At 62.5% G+C, this 22771-nt stretch carries 21 protein-coding genes, 1 tRNA gene and 2 pseudogenes; 18 read left to right on the top strand and 6 right to left on the bottom strand.

Going from position 1 to position 22771, the window contains the following annotated elements; genetic code table 11:
- Positions 1-65: 65 nt before the first annotated feature.
- Positions 66-2261, bottom strand: coding sequence for a ribosome rescue protein RqcH (rqcH, locus tag AC6I65_RS06545; protein ID WP_497901130.1), 2196 nt, complete (start codon positions 2259-2261; stop codon positions 66-68).
- 156 nt (positions 2262-2417) lie between these two features.
- Positions 2418-2990: a twin-arginine translocation signal domain-containing protein gene (locus AC6I65_RS06540; protein ID WP_497901129.1), complete on the bottom strand. Its 573-nt coding sequence runs from the start codon at positions 2988-2990 to the stop codon at positions 2418-2420.
- 797 nt (positions 2991-3787) lie between these two features.
- Between AC6I65_RS06540 and AC6I65_RS06535 the strand changes: the two genes are divergently transcribed.
- Positions 3788-4024 carry a hypothetical protein gene (locus AC6I65_RS06535; protein WP_497901128.1) on the top strand — a complete coding sequence of 79 codons (237 nt, stop codon included), beginning with the start codon at positions 3788-3790 and terminating at the stop codon, positions 4022-4024.
- Between the two features lie 80 nt (positions 4025-4104).
- Here the strand turns inward: AC6I65_RS06535 and AC6I65_RS06530 are convergent, their stop codons facing one another.
- A complete protein-coding gene (locus tag AC6I65_RS06530; protein WP_497903170.1) occupies positions 4105-4713 on the bottom strand; it encodes a DUF5806 family protein in 609 nt (202 codons plus the stop codon).
- 384 nt (positions 4714-5097) lie between these two features.
- Positions 5098-7065, bottom strand: coding sequence for a beta-propeller domain-containing protein (locus AC6I65_RS06525; RefSeq protein WP_497901127.1), 1968 nt, complete (start codon positions 7063-7065; stop codon positions 5098-5100).
- Between the two features lie 183 nt (positions 7066-7248).
- Between AC6I65_RS06525 and AC6I65_RS06520 the strand changes: the two are divergent.
- The 4 genes and pseudogenes from AC6I65_RS06520 to AC6I65_RS06505 all read left to right on the top strand — a co-directional run bounded on the left by AC6I65_RS06520 (position 7249) and on the right by AC6I65_RS06505 (position 10264).
- Positions 7249-8385, top strand: a pseudogene (locus tag AC6I65_RS06520) (thiolase family protein).
- A 276-nt stretch (positions 8386-8661) separates the two neighbouring features.
- Positions 8662-8997 carry a DUF7344 domain-containing protein gene (locus tag AC6I65_RS06515; protein WP_497901126.1) on the top strand — a complete coding sequence of 112 codons (336 nt, stop codon included), beginning with the start codon at positions 8662-8664 and terminating at the stop codon, positions 8995-8997.
- A gap of 82 nt (positions 8998-9079) precedes the next feature.
- On the top strand, positions 9080-9871 hold the full coding sequence (locus AC6I65_RS06510; RefSeq protein ID WP_497901125.1) for a TrmB family transcriptional regulator: 792 nt from the start codon (positions 9080-9082) through the stop codon (positions 9869-9871).
- 66 nt (positions 9872-9937) lie between these two features.
- Complete coding sequence (locus tag AC6I65_RS06505) at positions 9938-10264, top strand: HalOD1 output domain-containing protein (protein ID WP_497901124.1); 327 nt, start codon at positions 9938-9940, stop codon at positions 10262-10264.
- 75 nt (positions 10265-10339) lie between these two features.
- Here the strand turns inward: AC6I65_RS06505 and AC6I65_RS06500 are convergent, their stop codons facing one another.
- Both AC6I65_RS06500 and tnpA read right to left on the bottom strand, forming a co-directional pair.
- Positions 10340-11161 (bottom strand): TrmB family transcriptional regulator, encoded by an 822-nt coding sequence (locus tag AC6I65_RS06500; RefSeq protein ID WP_497901123.1) that lies wholly within the window; start codon positions 11159-11161, stop codon positions 10340-10342.
- Between the two features lie 406 nt (positions 11162-11567).
- Positions 11568-11965, bottom strand: a pseudogene (tnpA, locus tag AC6I65_RS06495) (IS200/IS605 family transposase).
- 43 nt (positions 11966-12008) lie between these two features.
- On the opposite strand from tnpA, the gene AC6I65_RS06490 reads away from it, so the two are divergent.
- The 13 genes from AC6I65_RS06490 (at position 12009) to AC6I65_RS06430 (ending at position 22687) form a co-directional block, all read left to right on the top strand.
- The gene (locus AC6I65_RS06490) at positions 12009-13325 is read left to right on the top strand and encodes an RNA-guided endonuclease TnpB family protein (protein WP_497901122.1); all 1317 of its coding nucleotides are present in this window, start codon (positions 12009-12011) and stop codon (positions 13323-13325) included.
- A gap of 233 nt (positions 13326-13558) precedes the next feature.
- A complete protein-coding gene (locus AC6I65_RS06485) occupies positions 13559-14536 on the top strand; it encodes an ROK family protein (RefSeq protein WP_497901121.1) in 978 nt (325 codons plus the stop codon).
- An 87-nt stretch (positions 14537-14623) separates the two neighbouring features.
- The gene (locus tag AC6I65_RS06480) at positions 14624-16180 is read left to right on the top strand and encodes an LVIVD repeat-containing protein (RefSeq protein ID WP_497901120.1); all 1557 of its coding nucleotides are present in this window, start codon (positions 14624-14626) and stop codon (positions 16178-16180) included.
- Positions 16181-16218: 38 nt separating this feature from the next.
- Positions 16219-16581 (top strand): NifU family protein, encoded by a 363-nt coding sequence (locus tag AC6I65_RS06475; protein WP_312907027.1) that lies wholly within the window; start codon positions 16219-16221, stop codon positions 16579-16581.
- A 122-nt stretch (positions 16582-16703) separates the two neighbouring features.
- Positions 16704-17339, top strand: coding sequence for an amino acid-binding protein (locus AC6I65_RS06470; RefSeq protein ID WP_497901119.1), 636 nt, complete (start codon positions 16704-16706; stop codon positions 17337-17339).
- Complete coding sequence (locus AC6I65_RS06465; protein ID WP_497901118.1) at positions 17339-18283, top strand: homoserine dehydrogenase; 945 nt, start codon at positions 17339-17341, stop codon at positions 18281-18283. Before AC6I65_RS06470 ends, AC6I65_RS06465 begins: the two co-directional genes overlap by 1 nt.
- 249 nt (positions 18284-18532) lie before the next feature.
- Positions 18533-19798, top strand: coding sequence for a translation elongation factor EF-1 subunit alpha (gene tuf / locus AC6I65_RS06460; RefSeq protein WP_497901117.1), 1266 nt, complete (start codon positions 18533-18535; stop codon positions 19796-19798).
- Positions 19799-20107, top strand: a complete 309-nt coding sequence (gene rpsJ / locus AC6I65_RS06455; RefSeq protein WP_253434333.1) for a 30S ribosomal protein S10 — start codon at positions 19799-19801, stop codon at positions 20105-20107. It abuts the gene before it with no gap.
- Between the two features lie 176 nt (positions 20108-20283).
- Complete coding sequence (locus AC6I65_RS06450; protein WP_497901116.1) at positions 20284-20898, top strand: rhomboid family intramembrane serine protease; 615 nt, start codon at positions 20284-20286, stop codon at positions 20896-20898.
- Between the two features lie 95 nt (positions 20899-20993).
- A tRNA-Ala gene (locus AC6I65_RS06445) sits at positions 20994-21065 on the top strand.
- A 335-nt stretch (positions 21066-21400) separates the two neighbouring features.
- Complete coding sequence (locus tag AC6I65_RS06440; protein WP_497901115.1) at positions 21401-21700, top strand: hypothetical protein; 300 nt, start codon at positions 21401-21403, stop codon at positions 21698-21700.
- Between the two features lie 276 nt (positions 21701-21976).
- Positions 21977-22243 carry a hypothetical protein gene (locus tag AC6I65_RS06435; protein WP_497901114.1) on the top strand — a complete coding sequence of 89 codons (267 nt, stop codon included), beginning with the start codon at positions 21977-21979 and terminating at the stop codon, positions 22241-22243.
- A 198-nt stretch (positions 22244-22441) separates the two neighbouring features.
- Positions 22442-22687 (top strand): hypothetical protein, encoded by a 246-nt coding sequence (locus AC6I65_RS06430; RefSeq protein ID WP_497901113.1) that lies wholly within the window; start codon positions 22442-22444, stop codon positions 22685-22687.
- Positions 22688-22771: the final 84 nt, after the last annotated feature.

Here is a 22771-nt window from a genome sequence, read left to right as displayed (position 1 = left end):
CTCGAGCTCTCGGTCAAAGTCGAGGTACCTCTTCTGAGCCCACGAACGGGACCGCACGTCGAACGCTACTCCTCGAGCAGCCGACTCCCACCCGGCGGCAGGAAGTGCGCGATCTGGTCAGGGCTCGCAATCTTTCTGACGAACGATTCGTCCGCAAAGCGCTCGCGGAGTTCGCGGTAGATTCGCTTTGCGGCGTCGGCCTGAGCGAACCGGCCAGGTTCGACCTCGATCGTCGTCACCGCCTGGCCCTCGATCGCCGACGGTGGCCCACCGACGACTCGCGTGTACGGCTCACACTGGATGCCCACCGCGACGCCCACCGGCGTGTCGTCCAGGTAGGTCCGGTCGCCGCGAATCGCGAATCCGCCCTTCTCGAGGTACTCGCCGCTCTCGGGCGTCTTCGACACCTGGTCGGAGTCGACGACGTAGACGTCGCCTGCGTACCGGCCGTCCTTCCAGACCGACGAGTACGAAACCGCGAACTGGGCCGCCTCCTCGACGCTCGAGTCGGGAATCTCGATGTCGCCCGAGGACGCCTCGCTGGGGTCGGTGGCCTTCAGGACCGTGACCGGCCCCCCGTGAGCCTGCGTGTGTAACACGCGGTCGCCGCGCTCGAGGTACTTCTTGACGAGTTCCTCGTTCTGGTCGGCGTTCCGACCCCCGATCACGAGGTAGTCGTCGCTGGTCCGGAACCACCGGAACCGCTCGTACCACTGCTCGTTCTGGCGAATCGGGACGGAGGGTTCGGCGAGCCAGTCGCGTTCGTCGTCGTCCTCCTCGTCGGTTTCTTCGTCGCCGCCATCGGCTTCCCACTCGTCGCGCCGACGCTCGATCTCTGCGAGTTCCTCGCGCGTGTCCTCGATCGCCGCCAGGGCACCCTCCTTCTTCTCGGCGATGCGCTTTGCCTCCGTGTAGAGCCGGTCCGCGTTCTTCTCGACCCCGTCCTCGACGAGGAGCGAGATCGGCTCGTCCTCGAGGCGGATCGTCACCGTCCCTTCTTTCCCATTGACGTCGACGAACGGCTGGGCGGCGTCCATCCCCTGCTCTTTCGCCTCGTCGAGTCGGCCGGCGATCTCGCCCCAGGGAACGCTCTCCTCGCGGGCCGAGCGAACGGTCGACAGGAGGTCGTCGACCGTGCCGTAGTGGGCGTACAGCAGCTCGGCCTTCTCGCGCTCGGCCTCGGCTTGCTCGTCGAAGCCCTGTATTGCGCCCTCCTGCTGGTCGATGATCCGCTGGTGCTTGGCGATCTGTTCCTCGAAATCCGGGCGCTGGTCGCGCGGATCCGGCTCGTCTGCGTCCAGGTCCAGCCGGAAGAAGTACTCCTCGAGGGCGCCGTTGAACGTCTCGTGGGATTCGCTGGCGAGGTCTTCGTGCTCCTCGAGCGGGAACGGGGTGACGTCGACGACGTGGGCGTCGTTCATCTCGTCTTCGCGTTCCGCATTCACGTCGTCGCTGTTCCCGTCGCTGCCGCTGTCGCCGTTCTCGTCGTTACCGTCATTCCCGCCGCCCTCGAGATACACCCGCGGCTCGAGAGTAGCGTTTCGCAGGTCGAGTGCCAGTCGCTCGATGGCCTGGTAGATCCGCTCGTACTCGTCCTCGCTCGCGTCCTCGATGTCGAGGGTCTTCTCGACGCCCGCGCGGGTACACAATTCCTCGGCGTAGAGGCCGCCGAAATTGAGCTGGGTCGCGAGCGTCCGGACGACGTCCGTGTCGGAGTCGTCCATCTGCTGATTGAACGCCTCCCGCGAGACGGTAAGTGGATTGACGCGAGACTCCGGGAACTCGTATCGCGAGCCCGGGACGACCGTCCTGGACTTCAGCCGAACGGTCTCGAGGGAGTCGATCACCTCGTACTCGCAGTCGGTGACGGCGACGTTGCCCTGGCCGAACAGTTCGACGATGATCCGCGTCACGCCGTCCTCGCGGTCGAAGACGAACTCGAGGATGCGGTCAAATTCGTACTGCTCGACGCCGACGAAATCCGCCCCCGAGAGGCGGTTGCGGAGCATCATCGCGAACTGCGGCGGGCGCCCTGGCGCATCCGGCACCCGCTCTGGCGAGACGGTGTGGACGCGTTTGCGGTCGCCGACCTCGAGCATGAGTTCGACCCGGCCGCGGTCGAAGTCACGCATCTTGAGGCGAACGAGGTCGTCGCCGTAGAGGTAGGCCTTGTCGACTTTAGCCCCCTCGTAGGATCCGAGTTCACCGACGAGCGCCGCGAGGTCGACGCTGGTGAGTTCCTGCTTTGGCTCGGTGCTCATACACCACAGTGTCGCCCACGGTGGGAAAGACGTGTCGTTCCTCGAGTGTGAAGAGGGCGAGCTCGTACAGTATCTGTCCACGGCTCCCGTTTCGGGCCGCTCACAGCATCGCCTGATCCTCGAGTTTCGAAAAAATCCGAGACGAGAGTAGTCGCGTCAGTTACCGCCGCCGCCGCCGCCGTTTCCGGCATCATCTTCGGTTTCGTTCCCAGCGCCGCCGCCGTTTCCGGCTCCGTTCTCCTCTTCCTCCTCGTCCTCGGCGCCTCCTGCAGCACCTCCACCACTGGCGGCGCCGATATCGAGCTCGAGCAGGTTCAACTCCGGATTGCGGTACGACACGGTGTCAGACGACATCGTTGCCGTATCACCTTCGCTGACTTGCGCCTCGTCTTCGTCGACGAAGAGGTGCCCTAACGGGCCACCCGTACCGATGTCGACCTGAATAATGTACACGTCCCAATCGTCGTCGAACTCGTCGCCGAGTGCCTCGACGAGGGTGTCTCGAGATCCCGAGTCCAACTCGGCGAGGACCGTGAAATCGGAGTCCGGGAAGTAATCGCGACCGTGGATAACGACTTCTCCTTCTTGGAGTCCTTCACCGTCCTCCTCGTCTTCCTGAGCCGCCACGTTCGTGCTGGCACCGGCACCGACAGCCAGGGCGGTTGTTGCTAACGCGCTCTTCTTCATGAATGACCGTCTTCCGTCGTCTGGGTCTCGTTCTTCTCTCATGTCTCTCAGCCCAGGTTGGGCGGTCGATTGTTTGGCCAAGGTTTCGTATAAGTAAGTTCGTTCGTTTCACTTCTTTTCGCAAACAGTCGGGAATAATACCTCGTGCGGACTCAAAAATAGCTGTAGCGGCGCTTCTCTCGTCTATCGAATTCGATCTGTAACTGTTGATTTCTTCACCGAGCCGACGGCCGCCACCGTAACGGACGCATTTCCACCTGAAACGGACGGACAGAGAGGGGTAATGATTCCTCTGTCCGAAACCGGGGGCTCGCTCGAGGTGTCCTGGTAGATACGGTCCCACGGAGCGTGTTCGGTAGTGTGCTCAACCCGCCGTTAAATTGCAGCGTAAACCGCTCATGCCGTCGTCCAGCGCCACTGGACCAATCCGAACCAGCAATAGGAGTCTGGTTTTGGCGGGGCAATTGAACCAAATTTCTCCCCGAAACGGCTCGATTACGTGAAAGTGAACACCCGGTCCAGTACGGCGATCATTGGGGGCGAACGCGATCTCGCCCCGTTTTCCGTTACGAACAGCGCTCGATATTCTCGTCGGCACGTACGCTGAACGCCACGAACGGCGAAAGCGTCCGTCGTACAATGAAAAGGAACAATCAGTGCGGGCCGAGGGCGGCTCCGAATGAAGGCCCCCGTTTCGACGCCGTCCCTCGAGCCATCGACGGAGCGTCATCGTGTTCTCTGTTGATCCTACGGTCTCCCTGTCCCCAGGCGCTCGAGTGGCACGTTTTGATGAGTTTGTCAAAAGACTCTGTGTTACGGCCGTGGTAGGTGTGCGTGTCATGACCGACCGAAACGAACTCTCCGAGGTCATCGCACAGTGCACCAATTGCGGGAACGTGTACGCCTCCCACGTGAACCCCGATGGAACCGTCAGCCCGATCGGGCAGCGAAACGGCTGCTCGTGTGGCTCGAGCGAGTTCACCGTACTCGAGGGGGATCGCACAGCCGCTGGGCCTCCGCCCGGTACCGAACGCGACCACGACGGAACGCTTCGTAACCTCTTTCACCTGGCCTAATTGCTGAGCGGCCGATTTCCGACCGCAGCGCGTCGAGGAGATTCGTCGAGAAGTCGTTTCACAGCCGGCCTGTAGGTCGCCTACGTTTCCTCCTCCCGGAGTTCCTTGCTCGCCTCGCGAACCTCGCGCATCACGCTCGAGATGCGCTCTTCGGCCTCGAGTTCGTCCTCGACGGAGAGGTCAACGCCCTCGACCTCGAGGAGGAACTTCGCGACCTCGGTGGCCTCGTACATCACGTCGTCGAGTTCCTCCGCGGTGAAGAAGTCACACATCGCGCCGTAGAGGAAGGTCGCGCCCGACTTTCGAACTTTCTCTTCGAAGGACGACCGCGCCTGGTTGACCGCCTGCGGGGTGTAGGTGTCGGTCATGAACGGCACGAGTTCGGGCAGGTTCTCGCCTATTTTGGTCATCTCGACGCCCGTCTCGGTCCGAAAGTCCGAACAGAGTCGGGCGATGGCCCACTCGCGGGCAGTGACGTACGTTCGGTCGCGCAGGAACTCGTTGACCCGGTCGTACTGGGCGCCGTCCATCTTCTGGAAACGAGCGTACTTCTGGACGTCGGCCGGGATCTCGTCGTCCTCGTCGACGGCGTCGGGATCGGGGACGCCGGGCATCGGCGGTTCGGGCGTCGCCGTCTCGTCGCGGTCCTCGCTCGAGCGAGCTGTGTCCCGTTCGGATTCGTCGTCCAGACTTTCGGGTTCGTCGTCTCGTGCCTCGGCTTCGACATCTCGTCTCTCGCCTTCGACGTCACGGCCCTCAGATTCGTCGTCCCGTTCCTCAGGTTCACCTGCTGTGGTTCGCCCCAATCCGCCCTCGGAACCTCGAGACTCGTGTTCGCGTACGCGTTCGCCCTCGACGGCCGTGTCCGTTCCTTCTCCGTCTGACCCGGGTGTCGTCCTCGAGGAGGTACCGGGGTCGGAGGCGTCGTCCACGCCGTCCGACTCGGCGTCGCTATCGCCGTCGCGATCCGTCATCCGGTCGCGGTCGTCGGCCCGCGATCCGGTGTCCTGCTCGCCGGTGTCGTCCATGCGACGTCATTCCCAGACGCTCGAAATAAGGGTTGTCCTCGCGCGCTACAGGTCGAGGCGCTTCACTTCCTCCCAGGTCGTCTGGTCGACGACGACCAGTTCGTCCTCGCCGAAGACGTACAGCGAGTCGCCGATGTACGTCGCCCGGAACGCCGGACCGTCGGTGTCGACGGTCGTGACGCGCTCGAGACCGTCCTCGTAGGCGTAGACGTGGCCGCCCTCGCTGCCCGGCAGGAAGAACACGCCGTGGCGCTCGTCGAGCAGGAAGGCGTTGTGGCTCTCGCTGACAGCCGACCAGCGATCCTCGAGGATCTCGTCATCCTCGATCACCGGGTTCTCGGGGTCGCTCGCGTCGAAGATCACGGCCTTGACCTTCCCGTCTTCCTGCCCGATGCCGAGGATGCGCTCCTCGCCCAGCGGATGGAGGTAGTCGGAGTAGCCCGGAAGCTTGAGTTCACCCTCGAGCACCGGGTTCTCGTGGTCGGAGACGTCGATGACGTGGAACGGATCGATCTGACGGAACGTGACGACGTAGGCCTTGTCGCCCTCGTAGCGCACGGAGTAGACCCGCTCGTCGACGCCCATGCCGGTGACCGAGCCGGTCACCTCGAGGTTGGAGTCGAGCACGTAGAGGTCGTTCTCCCACTCGGCGCCCGGGGCGTTGATCGTCGTCGCGATGCGCAGGTGGCCGTCGTGTTCGTCCATCGACCACTGATTCAGCGGCGTGCCGGGGACGGCGCCGCCGGCGTCGACGGAGAGGTCGCCACCGAATCCGACCTTGACGATCCCCGTCCGGTCGAACGCTCGCTTGTTCTCCTCGACGTACTCCTCCCAGGCGTCGCGGAGTTCGCGCTCTTTCGTTCGTCGCTCGTCGTCGTCGAGTCCGGCCCGCCAGTCGGCGAGGATGGCCTCGATCTCGGTCATGGTCGCGCGTTCGGACAGGTCGTAGCCCTGCAGGCGCTCGAGTCGCTCAAGCGTCCGGTCGTCGAGGTACGCCTCACCGGTCGTCAGGAGGAACTCGAGGCGGACGTCGGCGTGGGACGGCGAGTCAACGTACGTCAGGTAGACGCCGTTTTCGGAGACGTAGGTCGCGGTCGTGTACGACGAGCCGAGGAAACTCACCGAGTCCGTGACCTCGCCGCTCGAGGGGTCCAGGCGCAGCGTCGTGTACACCGTGTCGGCGCCGTTCTGATCGCTCGGGTAGTGGACGTCCGTGCAGTCGACCGCGGGGCCGTCGTCGCCGAGCGGTTCGACCGGACAGGGTTCGGCCGGCGAGACGCGGTCGGCCACAACGAGGTAGACGTCACCGTCGTAGAGGCGGGCCGTCTCGAGGTGACCCTCGAAGTCCGCCGACCAGGCCTCTTCAGGGTCTTCGGGACTCGAGACGTCGTAGCCACGCAGGCGATTGCGGTCGAACTGCACCAGAACGTCGTCGTCAGTCAAGAGCATCTCGCCCGAGCGTGGAATCTCACTCAGCGCTGTCGGGTCGTTCGGCGTCGAGGCGTCGATGACATGGGTTGCGCTTCCGCCGTGGAAGCGCCGGTCGCCGTAGTAGACGGTCTGGCCGTCGGTCTTTAGGATGTCGGGCTCGTCCAGCATCACCTCCTGGACGTTGGTCTCGGCGTAGCGGCGCTCGTCGGCACCCGAGGAGTCGCCGCTCCTGGCCGCGTCGTTCCCGTTGCCGTTCCCGCCGTTACCGCTCGCGCCGTCTCCGTCCGCCGCGTCGTCGGTGGCTTCCTCCTCGGCGGTCTCGACCGGCCGCCCCATTCCGAAGCCGAAGGACCCGGAACCCTCGTTCGACGCTCGCAGGTAGTCGGCGAACGCCGCCTCGGAGTCGAACTGCTCGATAGTCGGCTGAGGAGTGTCGTTCGATAGCTGTCGATTCTCCGGTTCGTTGGTGTCGGCTGCCGCCGGTCTCGTCCCACCGAGTTCGCCGGCGAAGGCGAATCCCACGCTCGAGCCCACGAGCAGGGCGACGAGGGCGACTGCCAGCACCTGTCGATCGAATCCCATCGGCTAGTGATTCGTCCCCATACCTCAATATACTAAGGTAAGGTAAAATCGCTCTTTCACCGTGAGCGATTCAAAGCACCTGTCTCGAGTCGGACGACAGTTTACTGCTTTGATTCGTAAACTTTGTACGCGTCTCCGCGAGTTCTACGGCCATTTAAGTTCGTGAGGGACGTCCGTGTCAGTATGACACAGACGCCAGTGATCGTCCAGGCTGTTCGGACCCCCCAAGGGAAAGACGGCGGCGTGTTCGCCGACGTTCGCAGCGAGGATCTCTCCATTCCGCTGATCGACGACATGCTCGCCGAGACCGGCCTTTCGGGCGAGGACGTCGACGATCTGATGTGGGGCTGTGCCCAGCAGCGCGACGAACAGGACAACAACATCGCCCGCGTCATCGCGTTGCTCTCGGATCTCGGCGAGTCCGTGCCGGCGACGACGATCAACCGCTGGTGTGCCTCCTCGATGCAGGCGATCATCTCCGCCTCCGACGCCATCCGCGCCGGCCAGCGCGAGTGCATCATCGCCGGCGGCGTCGAGAACATGTCGAAGGTGTCGATGGGCGACAGCTACACGACGCTCCACCCCTAGCTCGCGACCGAGTACAACGTCGGCGAACTCCAGATGGGGATGACCGCCGAGAAGGTCGCCGAACGCTACGACGTCGACCGCGAGACCCAGGACGAGTACGCCCTCCAGAGTCACCAGCGCGCCCACGCTGCGACCGAGGAGGGCCGATTCGAGGATCAGATCGTTCCCATCGAGACCGAGGACGGCACCGTGACGAAAGACGAGGGCATCCGCCCCGACACCGACCTCGAGACCCTGTCGGGCCTCCCGACGGTCTTCAAGGGCAACGGAACCGTGACGCCCGGAAACGCCTCCCAGATCTCTGACGGAGCGGCGGGCGTGATGGTCACGAGCGAGGCCTTCGCCGAGGAACACGACCTCGAGATCATGGCGACGGTCGGTTCGAACAACGTCGCCGGCGTCGACCCCACCGTGATGGGCATCGGTCCGGTCCCCGCTACCCGAGGGCTGCTCGAGCGCACCGGCCGGGACATCGATGACTACGACCTGGTGGAACTCAACGAGGCGTTCGCGAGCCAGACCGTCTACAGCCGGGACGAACTCGGCATCGACAACGAGCAGTTCAACGTCAACGGCGGCGCCATCGCGATCGGCCACCCGCTCGGCGCCTCAGGCGCCCGATTGCCCGTCGCGCTGGTCCACGAGTTGCTCGAGCGAGGGGGCGGCCGCGGGTTGGCGACGCTCTGCGTTGGATTTGGCCAGGGAGCGGCGATCGAACTCGAGGTCGAGTAGAGCCTGAACTGGGTTTTTTGGTCCAGCTTTTGCGAGCGAGGCGCGAGCCGAGCGAGTTAAAAGGTGGTTGCGTCAGGGAGCGGCGATCGAACTCGAGGTCGAGTAGCGAATATCTTCGGTAGGGGGAATATCTCTCGGACCGACCTCTCTTTTCGAGAGTGCAGGTGTAGAACACCCTGCCCAATCGTGATCTGTCAGCACCTGGAGTGTGAGGATGCGAGTGAACTGTGGGGTTAATCCCCGTGGCGACCGTCATAAGATTGAATTAGGAACACAATGAGTCAGACCATCTACAACATATCGACCGAAACGGCGCTACACCTCGTCGCCAACCAACGACGTCGATCGGTTCTCACGCAGTTGATCGAAAGCGAGCAGAACGCCGTGGCGGTGGATCTGCTCGCCGAGGACCTGTCGCCGGAGAACCCTCCCCCAGACTCAGTTGAAACGATGAGTTCCGAACGACTTCTTCTCGATCTGTATCACAACCATCTCCCGAAACTGGAAGAGGCCGGCCTCGTCGAGTACGACGACCGAACGGAAACGGTTCGTTATCATCCGAACGACCGCGTCGAAAAACTGCACCAGTTCGTCACCACTGAACTCGAGTAGTCTTCTCTCAGCGTGACTCGAGGCCGACTCGAGCGTGCCACCGTGAGGTAGGCTTTTTGCGCTCTCCATTGACGGATCAACTATGGTAGCGTTCGACGAGGAGCAGGCCGAAGCCGAGGCACTCGACCGGTTACAGGAGCTCGGGTTGTCCCAGTACGAAGCCCAGACGCTCATCAACCTCCTGCAGCTCGGGACGGGTACCGCACAGGACATCACTCGTATCAACGGCGTTCCCCGAACGCGGGTGTACGAAGCGGCGGATCAACTCCACGAACTGGGGTTCGTCGACATCCAGCACACGACGCCGCGGAAATTCACCATAATCTCGAAGGAGACCATCGTCCGTACGCTCAACACCAAACGCGAAACCACGATTACCGAACTCTCGGAGTGTCTGGAGGAAATCGGCCCCGCCCAGCCACAACGCGAGCAGTTCGGCGTCTGGACGGTCACCGGTCGAGAAGCGGTGTCCTCCCGCATCGACGAGTTCATCGCCGAGGCAGACGAGCAGATCGTCTACATGACCGTCGACGAGTTACTCACCGATGCCCATCTCGACGCGCTGCAGGCTGCTGCCGACCGAGGGGTCGAGATCTATCTGGCGGGCATCTCGGAGGCGGTCGAAGATCGCGTTCGGGAGGAGGTGCCGTCGATCGAGCTGTTCGAAACCCTCTGGGAGTGGCAGGATACGCCCGCCGGGAGCCTGTTGATCACCGACGAAGAGACGGCGCTCGTCAGCGCGCTCGTGAACGGGGCTAGCGGCGCCGACGAGATTGGGGAGACGGCGATCTGGGGCGCTGGCGACCGCAACAGTCTCGTCGTCGTCCTGCGAGCCATCTTCACTTGGCGACTCAACGACACTCGATCGGCGTGACCCTGTCCAATAATTCACTCACATCATCACACCAGTTTAATGCTGTTTGGCCGCGTTGGACGAGCAATGGTCAGTAGTGATCGAGAGGGGGATGCGCAGTCGTCAGAATCGGCTGCCGTTCACCTCCGGAAGACGTACGACTGGTCGGCCACGGCGCCGAGTTTCGCCGTAATCGACGCCCTCGCGACCGTCGAGAGCGTCGACCCAGCCGAATTGCTGACCGTGTTCGAGACGACGCTTTACGATCACGCCGACCCGGAGGCACTCGATATCCTCGTCCGAGAGCAGAAATCGGAATCGATCGGCGTTACCATTTCGATCGACCGCTACCAGGTCCGATTCGACGGTGACGAACTGATCGTCTCAGAACCGAGCGATCCCTCGTCACCGTAGCTCTGTACATCGAGTGGTCAGGAATTGCTCTTGGATCACGAACGGAAAGCATCGCCGACTACTTCGGTCGTCTGGCTACGCGTTTCCCGGATCGTTCGAAGGGGGCAACCCCGCCGATACCAGTCGACGCAACAGCACCACGATTCCGTTCTCGAGACCGCGCGCGAACACCGCCTGCTCTTTCGTTTTCCCGTCGTCGGCGTCTGGATAGTACGATCCGATCAGCAGCGTCTCGCGATCGACGAGCAGGATCCGGCTGATCGCGACCTCGTGGGCGACCGCCGGTCCGGTGAGCCAATCCAGGTCGGTCTCGAACGTGCGGACGTTGGGGAGTCCCGTCCCGAGTTGCGCGGTGATCGACTCCGTTTGCCCGCCGAGAAGAATCGAGAGTTCTCGTTCGCGTGCCGCCTCGAGACGCTCGAACAGCGTCTCCGACAGCAGTTCCTCGTCGACGACGAGCAGTGCGATTTCTGATTCCGCCCCATCGATGAGGTCGAGCGTCCGCGACTCGATCGCCTCGTTTCCCATCAGCGACCACACTTCCTGGAGCTGGGTGTCCTCCTCCTCGAGTTTTCGGCGTTCGATCGTCTGGAGAGACGTTTCGAGCGATTCGATACGGGCGTCGTACTTCCGGCGGAGCGTCCGCGTCGCCTCGGCGATCCCCACGGCTCGAAACCGCTGTGGGCTCGCGTGCTGTACTTCGACCAGTCCCTGTGACTCGAGTACACCGATTGCATCGTACACCCGCGTCCGAGGCACCTCGGAGATCTCGTGGATCTCTTTCGCCGTGCCGGTGGACAGCTGTGTGAGCGCCAGAAAACAGCGCGCTTCGTACTCCTTGAGTCCGAGTTCCTGCAGCAGACTAATCGCCTCTGAGATGCGTTCTTCCTGTGTCATGGCCCAACCACGAGTCCGGTTTTCCGAACGTGTGCGGTTGGCGGCGGTGACGGAAAAGGATTCGTGTCGTAGACCGCGCTCGGACTAGATCCGTTCCGGCGGATCGAGCGAGGAGACACTGTTCACTCAGATAATCACACAAACTACTTGAGGGCACACTCGCTATGGACAACTGGCGTGTCCCGTTATGGCCCAACCACTATGGGACACGCTGATGTCGCTTTCTACCGACCCTTGCGCTGAGTAGCGCGTCGTCCACTCGTGGCATCGGTGACAATCGAAGTCGTCAACCAGTGAGTGATCCGACGGTGCCGGATTTTTCGTCCAGCTGGGACGAACGAAGTCTAAAGGAAACAGCAAGAGTTCCACGGGTCACCTGACCCGTAGGTGAATCGCGTACACTCGCCTAGTGTTCCGTCTCCTCGATGTACCGACGAACCACGTCCTCGGAAACAACACCAGTCGTCCCAACGCAGTATCCATCCTTCCACAACCCACTTCCCCAGAAATACCGCTGTTTGATTTCTGGATGGCGTTTCAGAATCGTTCGGCCCCAGTAGCCCTTGAATTGCTTGGCAATCTCGGCAGGACTCCATTTCGGGTCAGCCTCCACGAACAAGTGAACGTGGTCAGTAGCAATCTCCATCGACACGATCTCGTGACCGAACCGTTCAGCAGTTCCTTGAAACAACTCCGCAAGTTCGCCTCGAACTACTCCAACACCTCATGCCGATACTTCGGATACCACACGAAATGATATTTACACGAACCAATCGAATGTGCATGACTCCTGTAGTCTCCCATCCTAAACCCTTCTTTTATTATCATTTGATTCGATAGTCAAGGTATGGGTATCGAAGAAGTTACGAAGACCGCACGCACTCGGCTCTGCATAGAGTCTGGTGAGCGGTCGTGGCTCAAAGATGCCCGATTCACCGCACGAGACATCTCCAACGACACACTCCGACTCAAACAACAAGGCTACAACCGCACTGAGATTCAGAACGAAGTTGACCGCGATGACTTCCTTCGGAACAACAAGTGTGCGGTCGTCGGGAAAGCCCTGCAAGCGTGGGACTCCTACAAAGAACTCCTCAACTGGTGGTACGACCAAAACGACACCAACGTCGGGAAACCGTCGCCACCAGCCACGGACAAGAAAGGAGCCTATCCGCTCGTTATGGCGCACACCGAAGGCTACCGACTCACCTACGACGACGAGGACAACCGTATTCGGTTCCGTGTAAGTCCAAAGCCGTACAAGAAGGTGAAAGGACACCTTCGAGGGCGACCGGAAGACATCAACCTCATCGAGTCAGCCTTGACCGAAGATGAGTGGTCGTTGGGACAGGCCGAACTTCTGTACCGAGATGGCGTGTACTACCTACACGTCACGGTCAAAACAGAAGTCGAAGTGCCTGAACCTGAAGACGCTGACACACTCGTCGGCGTCGATATTAACGAGCGCAACATCTCTCTCACCGCTCTTAATCGTGAGACGATGGACACGCTCGGAACACTCGTGCTTGACTACGGCTCGGTGAAAGCCGAGCGCCAACGCTACCACACCATCGCCAAACGCTGTCAAGAACACGGCCAACACTCTATCCACCACCAACTCGGGGAGAAAGAAGAACGCTACACTGAGTGGATTCTTCACCGGATGTCCCGAGTCGTGGTCGAGTTCGCCCAACAATTCTCGAACCCTGTTATTGTGTTCGAGGACTTGAGTGGGATTCGAGACGCCATCAAGTACGGCACGTACATGAACCGGCGTCTGCATAAACTCCCGTTCCATAAGTTCGAGAAACAGGTTCGATACAAGGCAACGTGGAATCAGGTTCCGTGTGAGACGGTTGAGTCGCCGTACAACTCGAAGTCGTGTTCGTGCTGTGGACACCGTGGCTACCGCCAAGGTCGGCGGTTCCGCTGCACTAACGATGAGTGTGCGGTTCAGCAAGATCACGCTGACCGAAACGCGAGCGTGAATGTGGCGTGGCGAACGTGGGCGAAACACGCTGGCGTAGACGTTGAATCGGTTAATTACCGGACTCGCAAAACCCAACCGATTGTTCGGAAGGTGAGCCTGTCTGGGTCGGGGCGCTCTGTAAACCGCCCATCCTCATCCCGCGAAATCGCTTCGCGTGGAGTGCTATCGGCGTAGGCTGAGGGAACTAGAAAAGCCACGGGTCACCCGACCCGTGGTCGTTTACACCAGGATTGACACGACAAGTGACTCGAGTACGACCTTTCTCCCGACACGTTGATGAATTTACCCTCTCGTTAGTTCGGCTGGTCGACTCGAGACGCGTGTTGACACGTGCATTGGGTGGTGTACTCGCTCTCGAGTAAGGATGTGTGTAGTTAAGTGTGGGGGCGTCGGTTGCACGGATAGGAATGGTCTACTACGCGGGCGTCGACCTCGGCGCGACCAACGTTCGTGCGGTCGTCGGCGACGGCGAGGGTCGAACCATCGGCTCGAGCAAGAACGGGACGCCTCGAGGCCCGACCGGGATCGACGTGACCGAGAAAGTTCTCGCGACGCTTCGGGAAGCCTGCGCGGACGCCGGGGTTGAACCGGCTCGGGTCGAGGCCGTCGGCATCGGCTCGATCGGTCCGTTCGACCTCGCCGAGGGAGCGGTGATCGATCCCGCAAACTTTCCGGAGACGGTCGATCGAATCCCGCTAACGGGCCCAATTTCGGTGCTCGTCGACTCCGAGGAGGTCTACCTCCACAACGACACCAACGCAGGCGTCATCGGCGAACGATTCCACTCCGACCGGAATCCCGACGACATGGTGTACGTCACGGTCTCCTCGGGGATCGGCGCTGGAGTGTGCTGTGACGGGCGGATCATCTCCGGCTGGGACGGCAACGCGGGCGAGGTCGGCCACTGTGTCGTCGACCCCCGCGGGCGACTGACCTGTGGATGTGGCAAGGAAGGCCACTGGGAGGGGTACTGTTCGGGGAACAACATCCCCGAGTACGCCCGCCTGCTGGCCGAGGACGACCCCTCGATCGACACCAGCCTGCCCCTCGAGGACCCCGACTTCACGGCCAAGGACGTCTTCGATCTGGCCGGCGAGGACCAACTCGCCGACCACACGATCGAGCAGGTCGCCCACTGGAACGTCATCGGCATTTCGAACATCGTTCACTCTTACGCACCGCTGGTCGTCTCCCTCGGCGGTGCCGTCGTCTTGCACAACGAGGACCTCGTGGTCGACCCCATCCGCAAACGGGTCCCCGAGATGGTGATGTCGAACGTCCCCGAGATCACCGTCACCGATCACGGAGACGACGTCGTCCTCGAGGGGGCGCTAGCGAGCGCGATGACCGAGGGAACCGGCGACCGGCGTCGAATGCGCGGGTAGCCGTGTACTGGCGTCAGCGTCGACTGCGCGGGTCGCACCGCCAACGACATCGAACAACGTTTTATACCCCCGGTTCGTGTTGAGAATATGCAACGACGTGCCCTCCTTCGGTCGGTCGCTGGTGGCTGTGGCGTCGGCGTCGGCCTCGGTCTCGGTCTCGGCCTCTCGAGCGGATCCGCAATCGCCTCGGCGGCACAGGAATCCTACGAACCCCTGGGATCGGTCCCCGTCGACGGGGCCTGCGAGGTCGTCGTCGGCGACGACCAGGAGACGGCCTACCTCGCGACGGTCGACGGCTTCGCCACCGTCGACGTGAGCGATCCGGCCGATCCGCAGGTGCTAGCCGACAGACGAGGCCTCCTCGAGGACGTCCAGAACGAGGACCGCTCGTTCACCGAGATCCTCGACGTCGAGGTTAGCGGCGACCGCCTGATCGTCCCCGGGCCGGCAAATCCCGGCGAGCCCGACATATTCCACGGATTTCTCCAGTACGACGTGAGCGATCCCGCGAACCCGACGCTGATCGGCGAGCCCGTCGAGACGGGGTATCACCTCCACAACTGCTTTCTCGACGGCGATCGTCTCTACCTCCCCCGCAACGAGGTGGGGCAGAATCGGCGGCCGAACGCGGTCGAAATCTACGACCTGAGCGGGGACGACCCCCAACGCCTCGGCGAATGGTCGCTGCTCGATCACGAGCCGCGGTGGGACGACGTCACCAACCACTTCCTCTGGTACCTTCACGACGTAACCGTCCACGACGAGATCGCCGTCCTCCCCTTCTGGAACGCCGGCACCTACCTCGTCGACGTGAGCGATCCGAGCGAGCCAACGTACGTTTCGCACGTGTCGGAGACGTCCCTCGAGGAGCAACTCGAGATCAGCGACGCCGAGATGATGGACTACTACACCGGACTCCCCGGCAACGACCACTACGGCGCGCTCGACGACACCGGGTCGATCCTCGCGGTGGGCCGGGAGGCCTGGGTGACCGACGCACCCGAGGCCAACCGACACGGCGGCATCGACCTCTACGACGTCAGTGATCTCGAGAACCCCGTCCACGCGGCGACCATCGACGCGCCGGAGACGCCGAACGGCGCTTATGAGGCCGGCCAGTGGACGACCTCGCACAACTTCGAACTTCACGACGGCCACCTCTACTCCTCGTGGTACCGTGGCGGCGTAAAGCTCCACGACCTCTCGACGCTCGAGGAGCCCGAGGAGATTGCCGCCTGGCGAGACCCGTCCGTTGCCGCCTTCTGGACGGCCCGGGTACTCGAGCCGTCGGCGACGTTCGTCGCCAGCAGTACGCCAATCCTCCCCAACGCCGAAACTGAGGGCGCGCTGTACGTCTTCGCGAGCGAGGCCGGCGAACAGGCCGATCCGCCGTCTTTCGAGGGCGACACGGGCGATCCCAGTGAAGATGCCGACGGAAACGAAACCGACGCGGGTAACGACGGAAATGAAACCGACACGGGCAACGACGAAAACGAAAGCGACCCTGGTGACAACGAGACGGCCGACGCAGACGCCGGGGCCGAGGAATCCGAATCGGATTCGACCCCCGGATTCACCGCCGCGGGCGCAGCGGGAGTCGTCGGCGGGACCCTCGCGCTCGAGGCCTGGCGTCGTCGCCGGTAAACCAAACCCTTTCGGCGGTCGGCTTCCTAGAACGCCCAATGACCGACGCCGACGACGAGCCACTGAAAGCGCGCGTCGAGCAGTGGCTCACCCGCGAGATGCCGATCATCAAGATGCACGGCGGGACGAGCGCCGTCCGCGAAGCCGATCCGGAGACCGGCGAGGTGATCATCGAACTCGGCGGCGGCTGTACCGGCTGTGAGGTCGCGGACATCACGACCAGCAACATCGAGGCCGAGTTGCTGACCTGGCCCGAGATTACCGACATCACCGTCCGGGTTCCCGACCCACGCGAGAGCCTCGGCGGACCCGACCAGGCCGAGTCGATCATGGGCATCGACCGAACCGAGGGCGGACGCGGGGACTGGGGGTCCTCGAACCCGGGGAAGGACCACTTTTAAAGCCTGACCGTGGCACCTGCTGACACCGCCGGTCAGTTTTGGCGGCGCCTATACGCTTTTTTATGCCCGTTACGCAGATGGAGCCATGACGACGCGTGGACGACCGTCAGGAGGGATCGTCGATGAGTGACGAGTACGCTTCCGGGTCGTCGACAACAGGGACCGCGGCCGACGACGATGCTGGGGCTGACGGCGACACTAACGCCGGGACTGACGGCGAAGACAACTCTCCGGAGACCGACGGTGGCCGACAGGCCTACACCGTCCGCCTCGAGCTGGTCGACGAACCAGGCGAACTCCTCCGGGCGCTAGCGCCGATCAGCGAACACGGCGGCAACCTCCTGAGCATCCACCACGAGCGCGGAAACATCACCCCGCGAGGTCACATCCCCGTCGAGGTCGACCTCGAGTGCGTCCCGGCCCGGTTCGACGACGTCGTCGACGGGTTACGCGACGCCGGCATCAACGTCATCCAGGCCGGACCCGAGCGCTACGGCGAAGAACTGACCGTGGTGCTCGTCGGCCACCTCGTCGAGACCGACCTCTCGGATTCGCTCTCGCGGATCGAAGGCGACGCCCACGCCGGCGTTCTCGATCTCTCGCTGAACGCCCCCGACGGAACCGACGCGGTCTCGAGCGCGCGACTTCGCCTCGCCGTGGACACGGGTCGACGCGAGACCGTCCTGGAGGGCCTCCGCTCACTCGCCGACGAGAAGGGACTCGGCCTGATCGAGCCGCTGTCGGGAGGTGAGATCTGATGCGCCTCGCGATTCTCGGCGCCGGGGCCGTCGGCGGGTCGGTCGCGGAACTCGCCGGCGAGTACGGCCACGAGGTCGTCGCCTTGGCGAACTCGAGTCGGGCCGCTGTCGCCCCCGCTGGCGGGGAACTCGACGTCGAGTCGACACTCGAACGAGCGGCGAGCGACGAACCCCTCGGCTCGAGCGACCCAGATCAGGTCTTCGAGACCGACTACGACGTCCTGGTTGAGGCGACCCCGACGACCCTCAGCGACGCCGAACCCGGCTTCTCGCACGTCGAGCGAGCGCTGGCCGACGACAGACACGTCGTCCTCGCGAACAAGGGGCCGGTCGCCGAGCGCTACGAGGACGTTCGCGCGCTCGATCGCGAAAGCGCGGGGTCGGTTCGGTTCGAGGCCGCCGTCGGCGGCGCGATTCCGGTGCTCTCGACCATCGAGGATTGCACGCCCCAGGCCGTCACCACGGTTCGCGGCGTGCTCAACGGCACGGCGAACTTCATTCTGACGCGGATGGCCGCGGAGGGTCTCGAGTACGAGCACGTCCTCGCGGAGGCCCAGGATCTGGGCGTGGCCGAAGCGGACCCGACGTTCGACGTCGACGGCACCGACGCCGCGCTCAAGTGCGTCATCCTGGCGAACGTCCTCGCTGACGGCGGATTCTCCCTCGAGGATGCCGACGTGACCGGCATCCAGGACGTTCCGCCGAGCGCGCTCGAACTCGCGGCCGAGGACGGCCGAACGATTCGCCTCGTCGGGGAGGCGACCCGGGAGGGGGTGCGCGTTGGCCCGCGACTCGTCCCCGAAAACGGCGCGATGGCCGTCTCCGGCACGCGAAACATCGTCCAGATCCAGACGCGCCACGCGGGCGATCTCTACTCGAGCGGCCGCGGCGCGGGCGGACCGGAGACGGCGACGGCGGTGCTCTCGGACGTGGGGCGACTCTGAGGGGAGGCGGGGTAACTCTGAGGACTCGAGCACGCCCCAGGACCCGCGTGCCGTCGCCCCGTGGTTTGTCACACTGGCGCCGGGCTCGAGTGAGCGACCCACCGATCAGCAACGAACACCGTCAGTGCGTGCGCACTACTCACAAACCGCAAGCAAGCGACGGGGTCACACGAATACGCTTTCGAAATGGTTTTAACCGCATCGGCCAAAAGAGACCGATATAAGCGCCTTTGCGCGTGAGCTACAACAATGAGCGACAAACCGCACCAGAACCTGGCCATCATCGGCCACGTCGACCACGGAAAGAGTACGCTGGTCGGACGCCTCCTGTTCGAGACGGGAAGCGTACCCGAGCACGTCATCGAGCAGCACCGACAGGAAGCCGAAGAGAAGGGCAAGGGCGGCTTCGAGTTCGCCTACGTCATGGACAACCTCGCTGAGGAGCGAGAGCGTGGTGTCACCATCGACATCGCCCACCAGGAGTTCGACACGGACAAGTACTACTTCACCATCGTCGACTGTCCTGGTCACCGCGACTTCGTCAAGAACATGATCACGGGCGCCTCCCAGGCCGACAACGCCGTCCTCGTCGTCGCCGCCGACGACGGTGTCGCGCCCCAGACCCAGGAGCACGTCTTCCTGGCCCGCACGCTCGGTATCAACGAGCTCATCATCGGCATCAACAAGATGGACGTCGTCGACTACTCCGAAGACTCCTACAAGGAAGTCGTCGACGAGGTCAACAAGCTCCTCAACCAGGTCCAGTTCCAGGTCTCGGACGACTCGTTCATCCCGATCTCGGCCTTCGAGGGCGACAACATCGCCGAGTCCTCCGACAACACGCCCTGGTACGACGGCCGTACCCTTCTCGAGTCCCTCAACGACCTGCCCGAGACCGACGAGCCCTCGGACGCACCGCTGCGTCTCCCCATCCAGGACGTCTACACCATCTCCGGTATCGGGACCGTCCCTGTCGGACGCCTCGAGACCGGGACGATGAACGTCGGCGACAACGTCTCCTTCCAGCCCAGCGACGTGGGCGGCGAAGTGAAGACGATCGAGATGCACCACGAGGAAGTCCCCTCGGCCGGCCCCGGTGACAACGTCGGATTCAACGTCCGCGGCATCGGCAAGGACGACATCCGTCGCGGTGACGTCTGTGGCCCCGCCGACGACCCGCCGAGCGTCGCCGAGACCTTCCAGGCGCAGATCATCGTCATGCAGCACCCCAGCGTGATCACCGCGGGATACACCCCGGTTTTCCACGCACACACCAGCCAGGTCGCCTGTACGATCGAGTCCATCGACAAGAAGATGGACCCCTCGAGCGGCGAGGTCAGCGAGGAGAACCCCGACTTCATCCAGTCGGGCGACGCCGCGGTCGTCACGATCCGACCGCAGAAGCCCCTCAGCATCGAGCCGGCAAGCGAGATCCCCGAACTCGGGAGCTTCGCCATCCGCGACATGGGTCAGACCATCGCCGCCGGCAAGGTCCTGAGCGTCAACGAGAAATAAATGCAGCAAGCACGCGTTCGACTCGCGGGCACCAACCCGAACGATCTGGACAACATCTGTGCAGACGTCCGCGAGATTGCGAACAACACCGGCGTCAACCTCAGCGGGCCGATCCCGCTGCCAACGAAGACGCTCGAGGTGCCAACGCGAAAGTCGCCTGACGGCGAAGGCACCGCTACGTGGGAGCACTGGGAGATGCGCGTCCACAAGCGCCTGATCGATCTGGACGCCGACGAACGCGCACTCCGACAGCTCATGCGCATCCAGGTGCCGAACGACGTCTCGATCGAGATCGTCCTCGAGGACTGAGGCGGTTTCTCGAGTCACGATCACGGTCACGAGATTCGTTTTCACTCGTTTATTCGACGCTCGAGCGGCTGCACTGGGAGGGCAGGCTCGAGACTCAATGCGACCCCTGCCGCCCCCGAACCCGACGACGCACATTCGCGGTACATACTTTTGTGTCCGATCGACGAACACCTAATATGGCGTCTGACTCCGCGAGCCCGATTCTCGAGACGCTCGGTTTGTTCGCGATCGTGTTCGTCCTGCAGGTGATCGCAGCGATGTTCAGCCTCGGTCTGATGGCCGGCCTCTTCGTCCTCGCACCGCCGCTCGAGTCCAACCCGTGGACGATTCTCACGAGCGTCTACGCCCACGGCGGCGTAGGTCACCTCGTCTCGAACAGCATCGGGCTGATCGTCTTCGGTTGGCCCATCGCTCGTGCGACGACCCGGCTTCGATTTCACACGTTCTTCGTGCTGACCGGTGCGATCGCCGGGATCTCACAGATCCTCGTGACGAGTGCAATTGGGCCGGCCACGTCCGTCCTCGGCGCCAGTGGCGCCGTCTTCGCGCTCATGGGCTACCTGATCGCCGGTAACCGCGTCTCCGACAGTGTAGCCGCCCGCGTCGAGATTCCGCTCTGGGCGACGCTACTGGCGTTCGTCGTCCTGGCGGCCGTGATCACGGTCGCCACCGGTGCCCCAGGCATCGCACTCGTGGCCCACTTCACCGGGTTCCTGCTGGGGCTCGTGACCGGTCGTCTGGGCGTCCTCGAGGTCTCGCGGGCCGCCGAACGAACTCGAGCGATGGCGTGAGAAGCGAGCCAGGGACTCGAACGAGCACGCCACTTCATGTCGAACCCACCCCGAAACACAAGCTACAAGTACGAACCATGGATAGAATTCCTCGAGGGCTCGTAGATCAGTGGCAGATCGCTTCCTTCGCAAGGAAGAGGCCCCGGGTTCAAATCCCGGCGAGTCCATGACGCGACGACGCGGAGCCTAATCGATAGCCCACGTCGGCCTTTTATCATACTCACACGCTCCAGAGCCCCGAGTCCAACCCGTTTTCCGGCAACCGCTAACGCTTCGATTTGACCCCGTCTCGGGTGACCCGTCGCAGCCGTCATGCGATTGTATCCAGTGGACCGACGCCCAGCCAGTAAACGTTATCCCCGTATACATTTCTCCCACGCCAATTCTCACTGGTGAAAACAGGTCCACTGAGACCGATCCTTGCACATCGCGCACCTGCCAACAGCTGCGGCTGATAATCAGGCCGCGAGAACTATGTTACACCAGTGACCAGTCCCGGTTGATGGCTGACACGCTTCGGTTCCAATGCCGGAACTGTGGGGAAGTGACGTTGCAGAACCCACGTTACTGTCCGCAGTGCGGGGAAAGCGTGATGCGGCCCGTCGAGACGTCTGAGCCAGGGAGCCACCAACACGAACTGCGGACAGACGAGTTCGATATTGAGCAGGCGCTTTCGCGCTTGGATAGCCTCGATCGTAATCACCAGAAGGCCGCAACCGAACAGGCGGCTACTGAGCGTGCGGATAAGACGGTTGATGAGGAGAACCGCACCCTGCTTGATCGCCTGAAATCGCTGTTTTGACCGGGCTCTACGGCTCAGAAGTCAGTAGCAAACTGTTGATTAGGCTCTGTTGAACCTCCCAGAAGGTGATAGAAGTTCCGTGCTGAATATAAACAAGGAACTCCCCACAGCGGCTCTATTTGTGTCCCTCAGAAGCCAATCCCTGGCTTCAACCCCACAAGGGTTCGTCTGAAACCAGTCGATAGGAGGTGGTAATCCGATGTCGTTTTCCTACATGTTTATCTCAAATCTTCGACAACACTTATTACTCCTACAAGTTGATTGAATAGTAGAGCTATGGCCCAGTCAGATCGAGATCGCATAGACCCGCCAGATCCAGAACTCCGGTTCGATGCTGGAAGCTACGAAGGATCCTTGGTCAACGCAATTATTGTACTCCGGGGCCTGATCGGGATCTGCCTGATCCCCACCATGCTGATCTGGACACTTATCACTGCCAACTCCATCTTCTCCGAGCGATCAGTGCTGTACCTCGGTCACTGGATACCGGTGATCCTCGCGATGGCCGCAGCCGTGTACCTCCTCGGCAAATTGTACGAGTAATTCCGCCCGGAGCAGCCGGCGTGAACTTCGAACGGCCTGCCTGGGCGGATTCCTTTTCCCGATGTCTCACTCCTCTGGAAGCGCCTGCCAAACGAGGAGTTCGTTAGGAGGCGAGGCTCCGATACCGTTTTGCTACCTGTTTGACGCACGATCGCAACAACCCTTAAATATTTGATGGGAGAGCCGCCAAGTACAGCTGTGAGCAAGTCCGAACCACGACTTCGATTCGGTGCTGGAGGCTACGAGGAGTCCGTGCTCGGGCTGGTCCTCCTGGTCCAGATCACTCTGGCCGCGATTTTCATCTTCCTAATTCTGGTAGTGGCGCACCTGACTATCGGTGCCATCATTTCCGGTCGCTTCGTCTGGATGCAGCTTTTCACTGACCTGGCTTTCCTGGCCGCATTCGGCCTGGTCGTCTACCTCCTGAGCTGGCTGTACGAGTAGTTCACTCCGGAAGGGCCTGAAGTGATCTCGTGGTATCGACCACTTTCGCCCCGGACGGCTCACCTATTTCTCGGTTGGTGTGGC

The organism is Natronosalvus sp. KLKA75, assembly GCF_059736265.1.
Note: the sequence above shows the minus strand (reverse complement) of the source record. Positions and strands in the feature narration are given on the sequence as shown.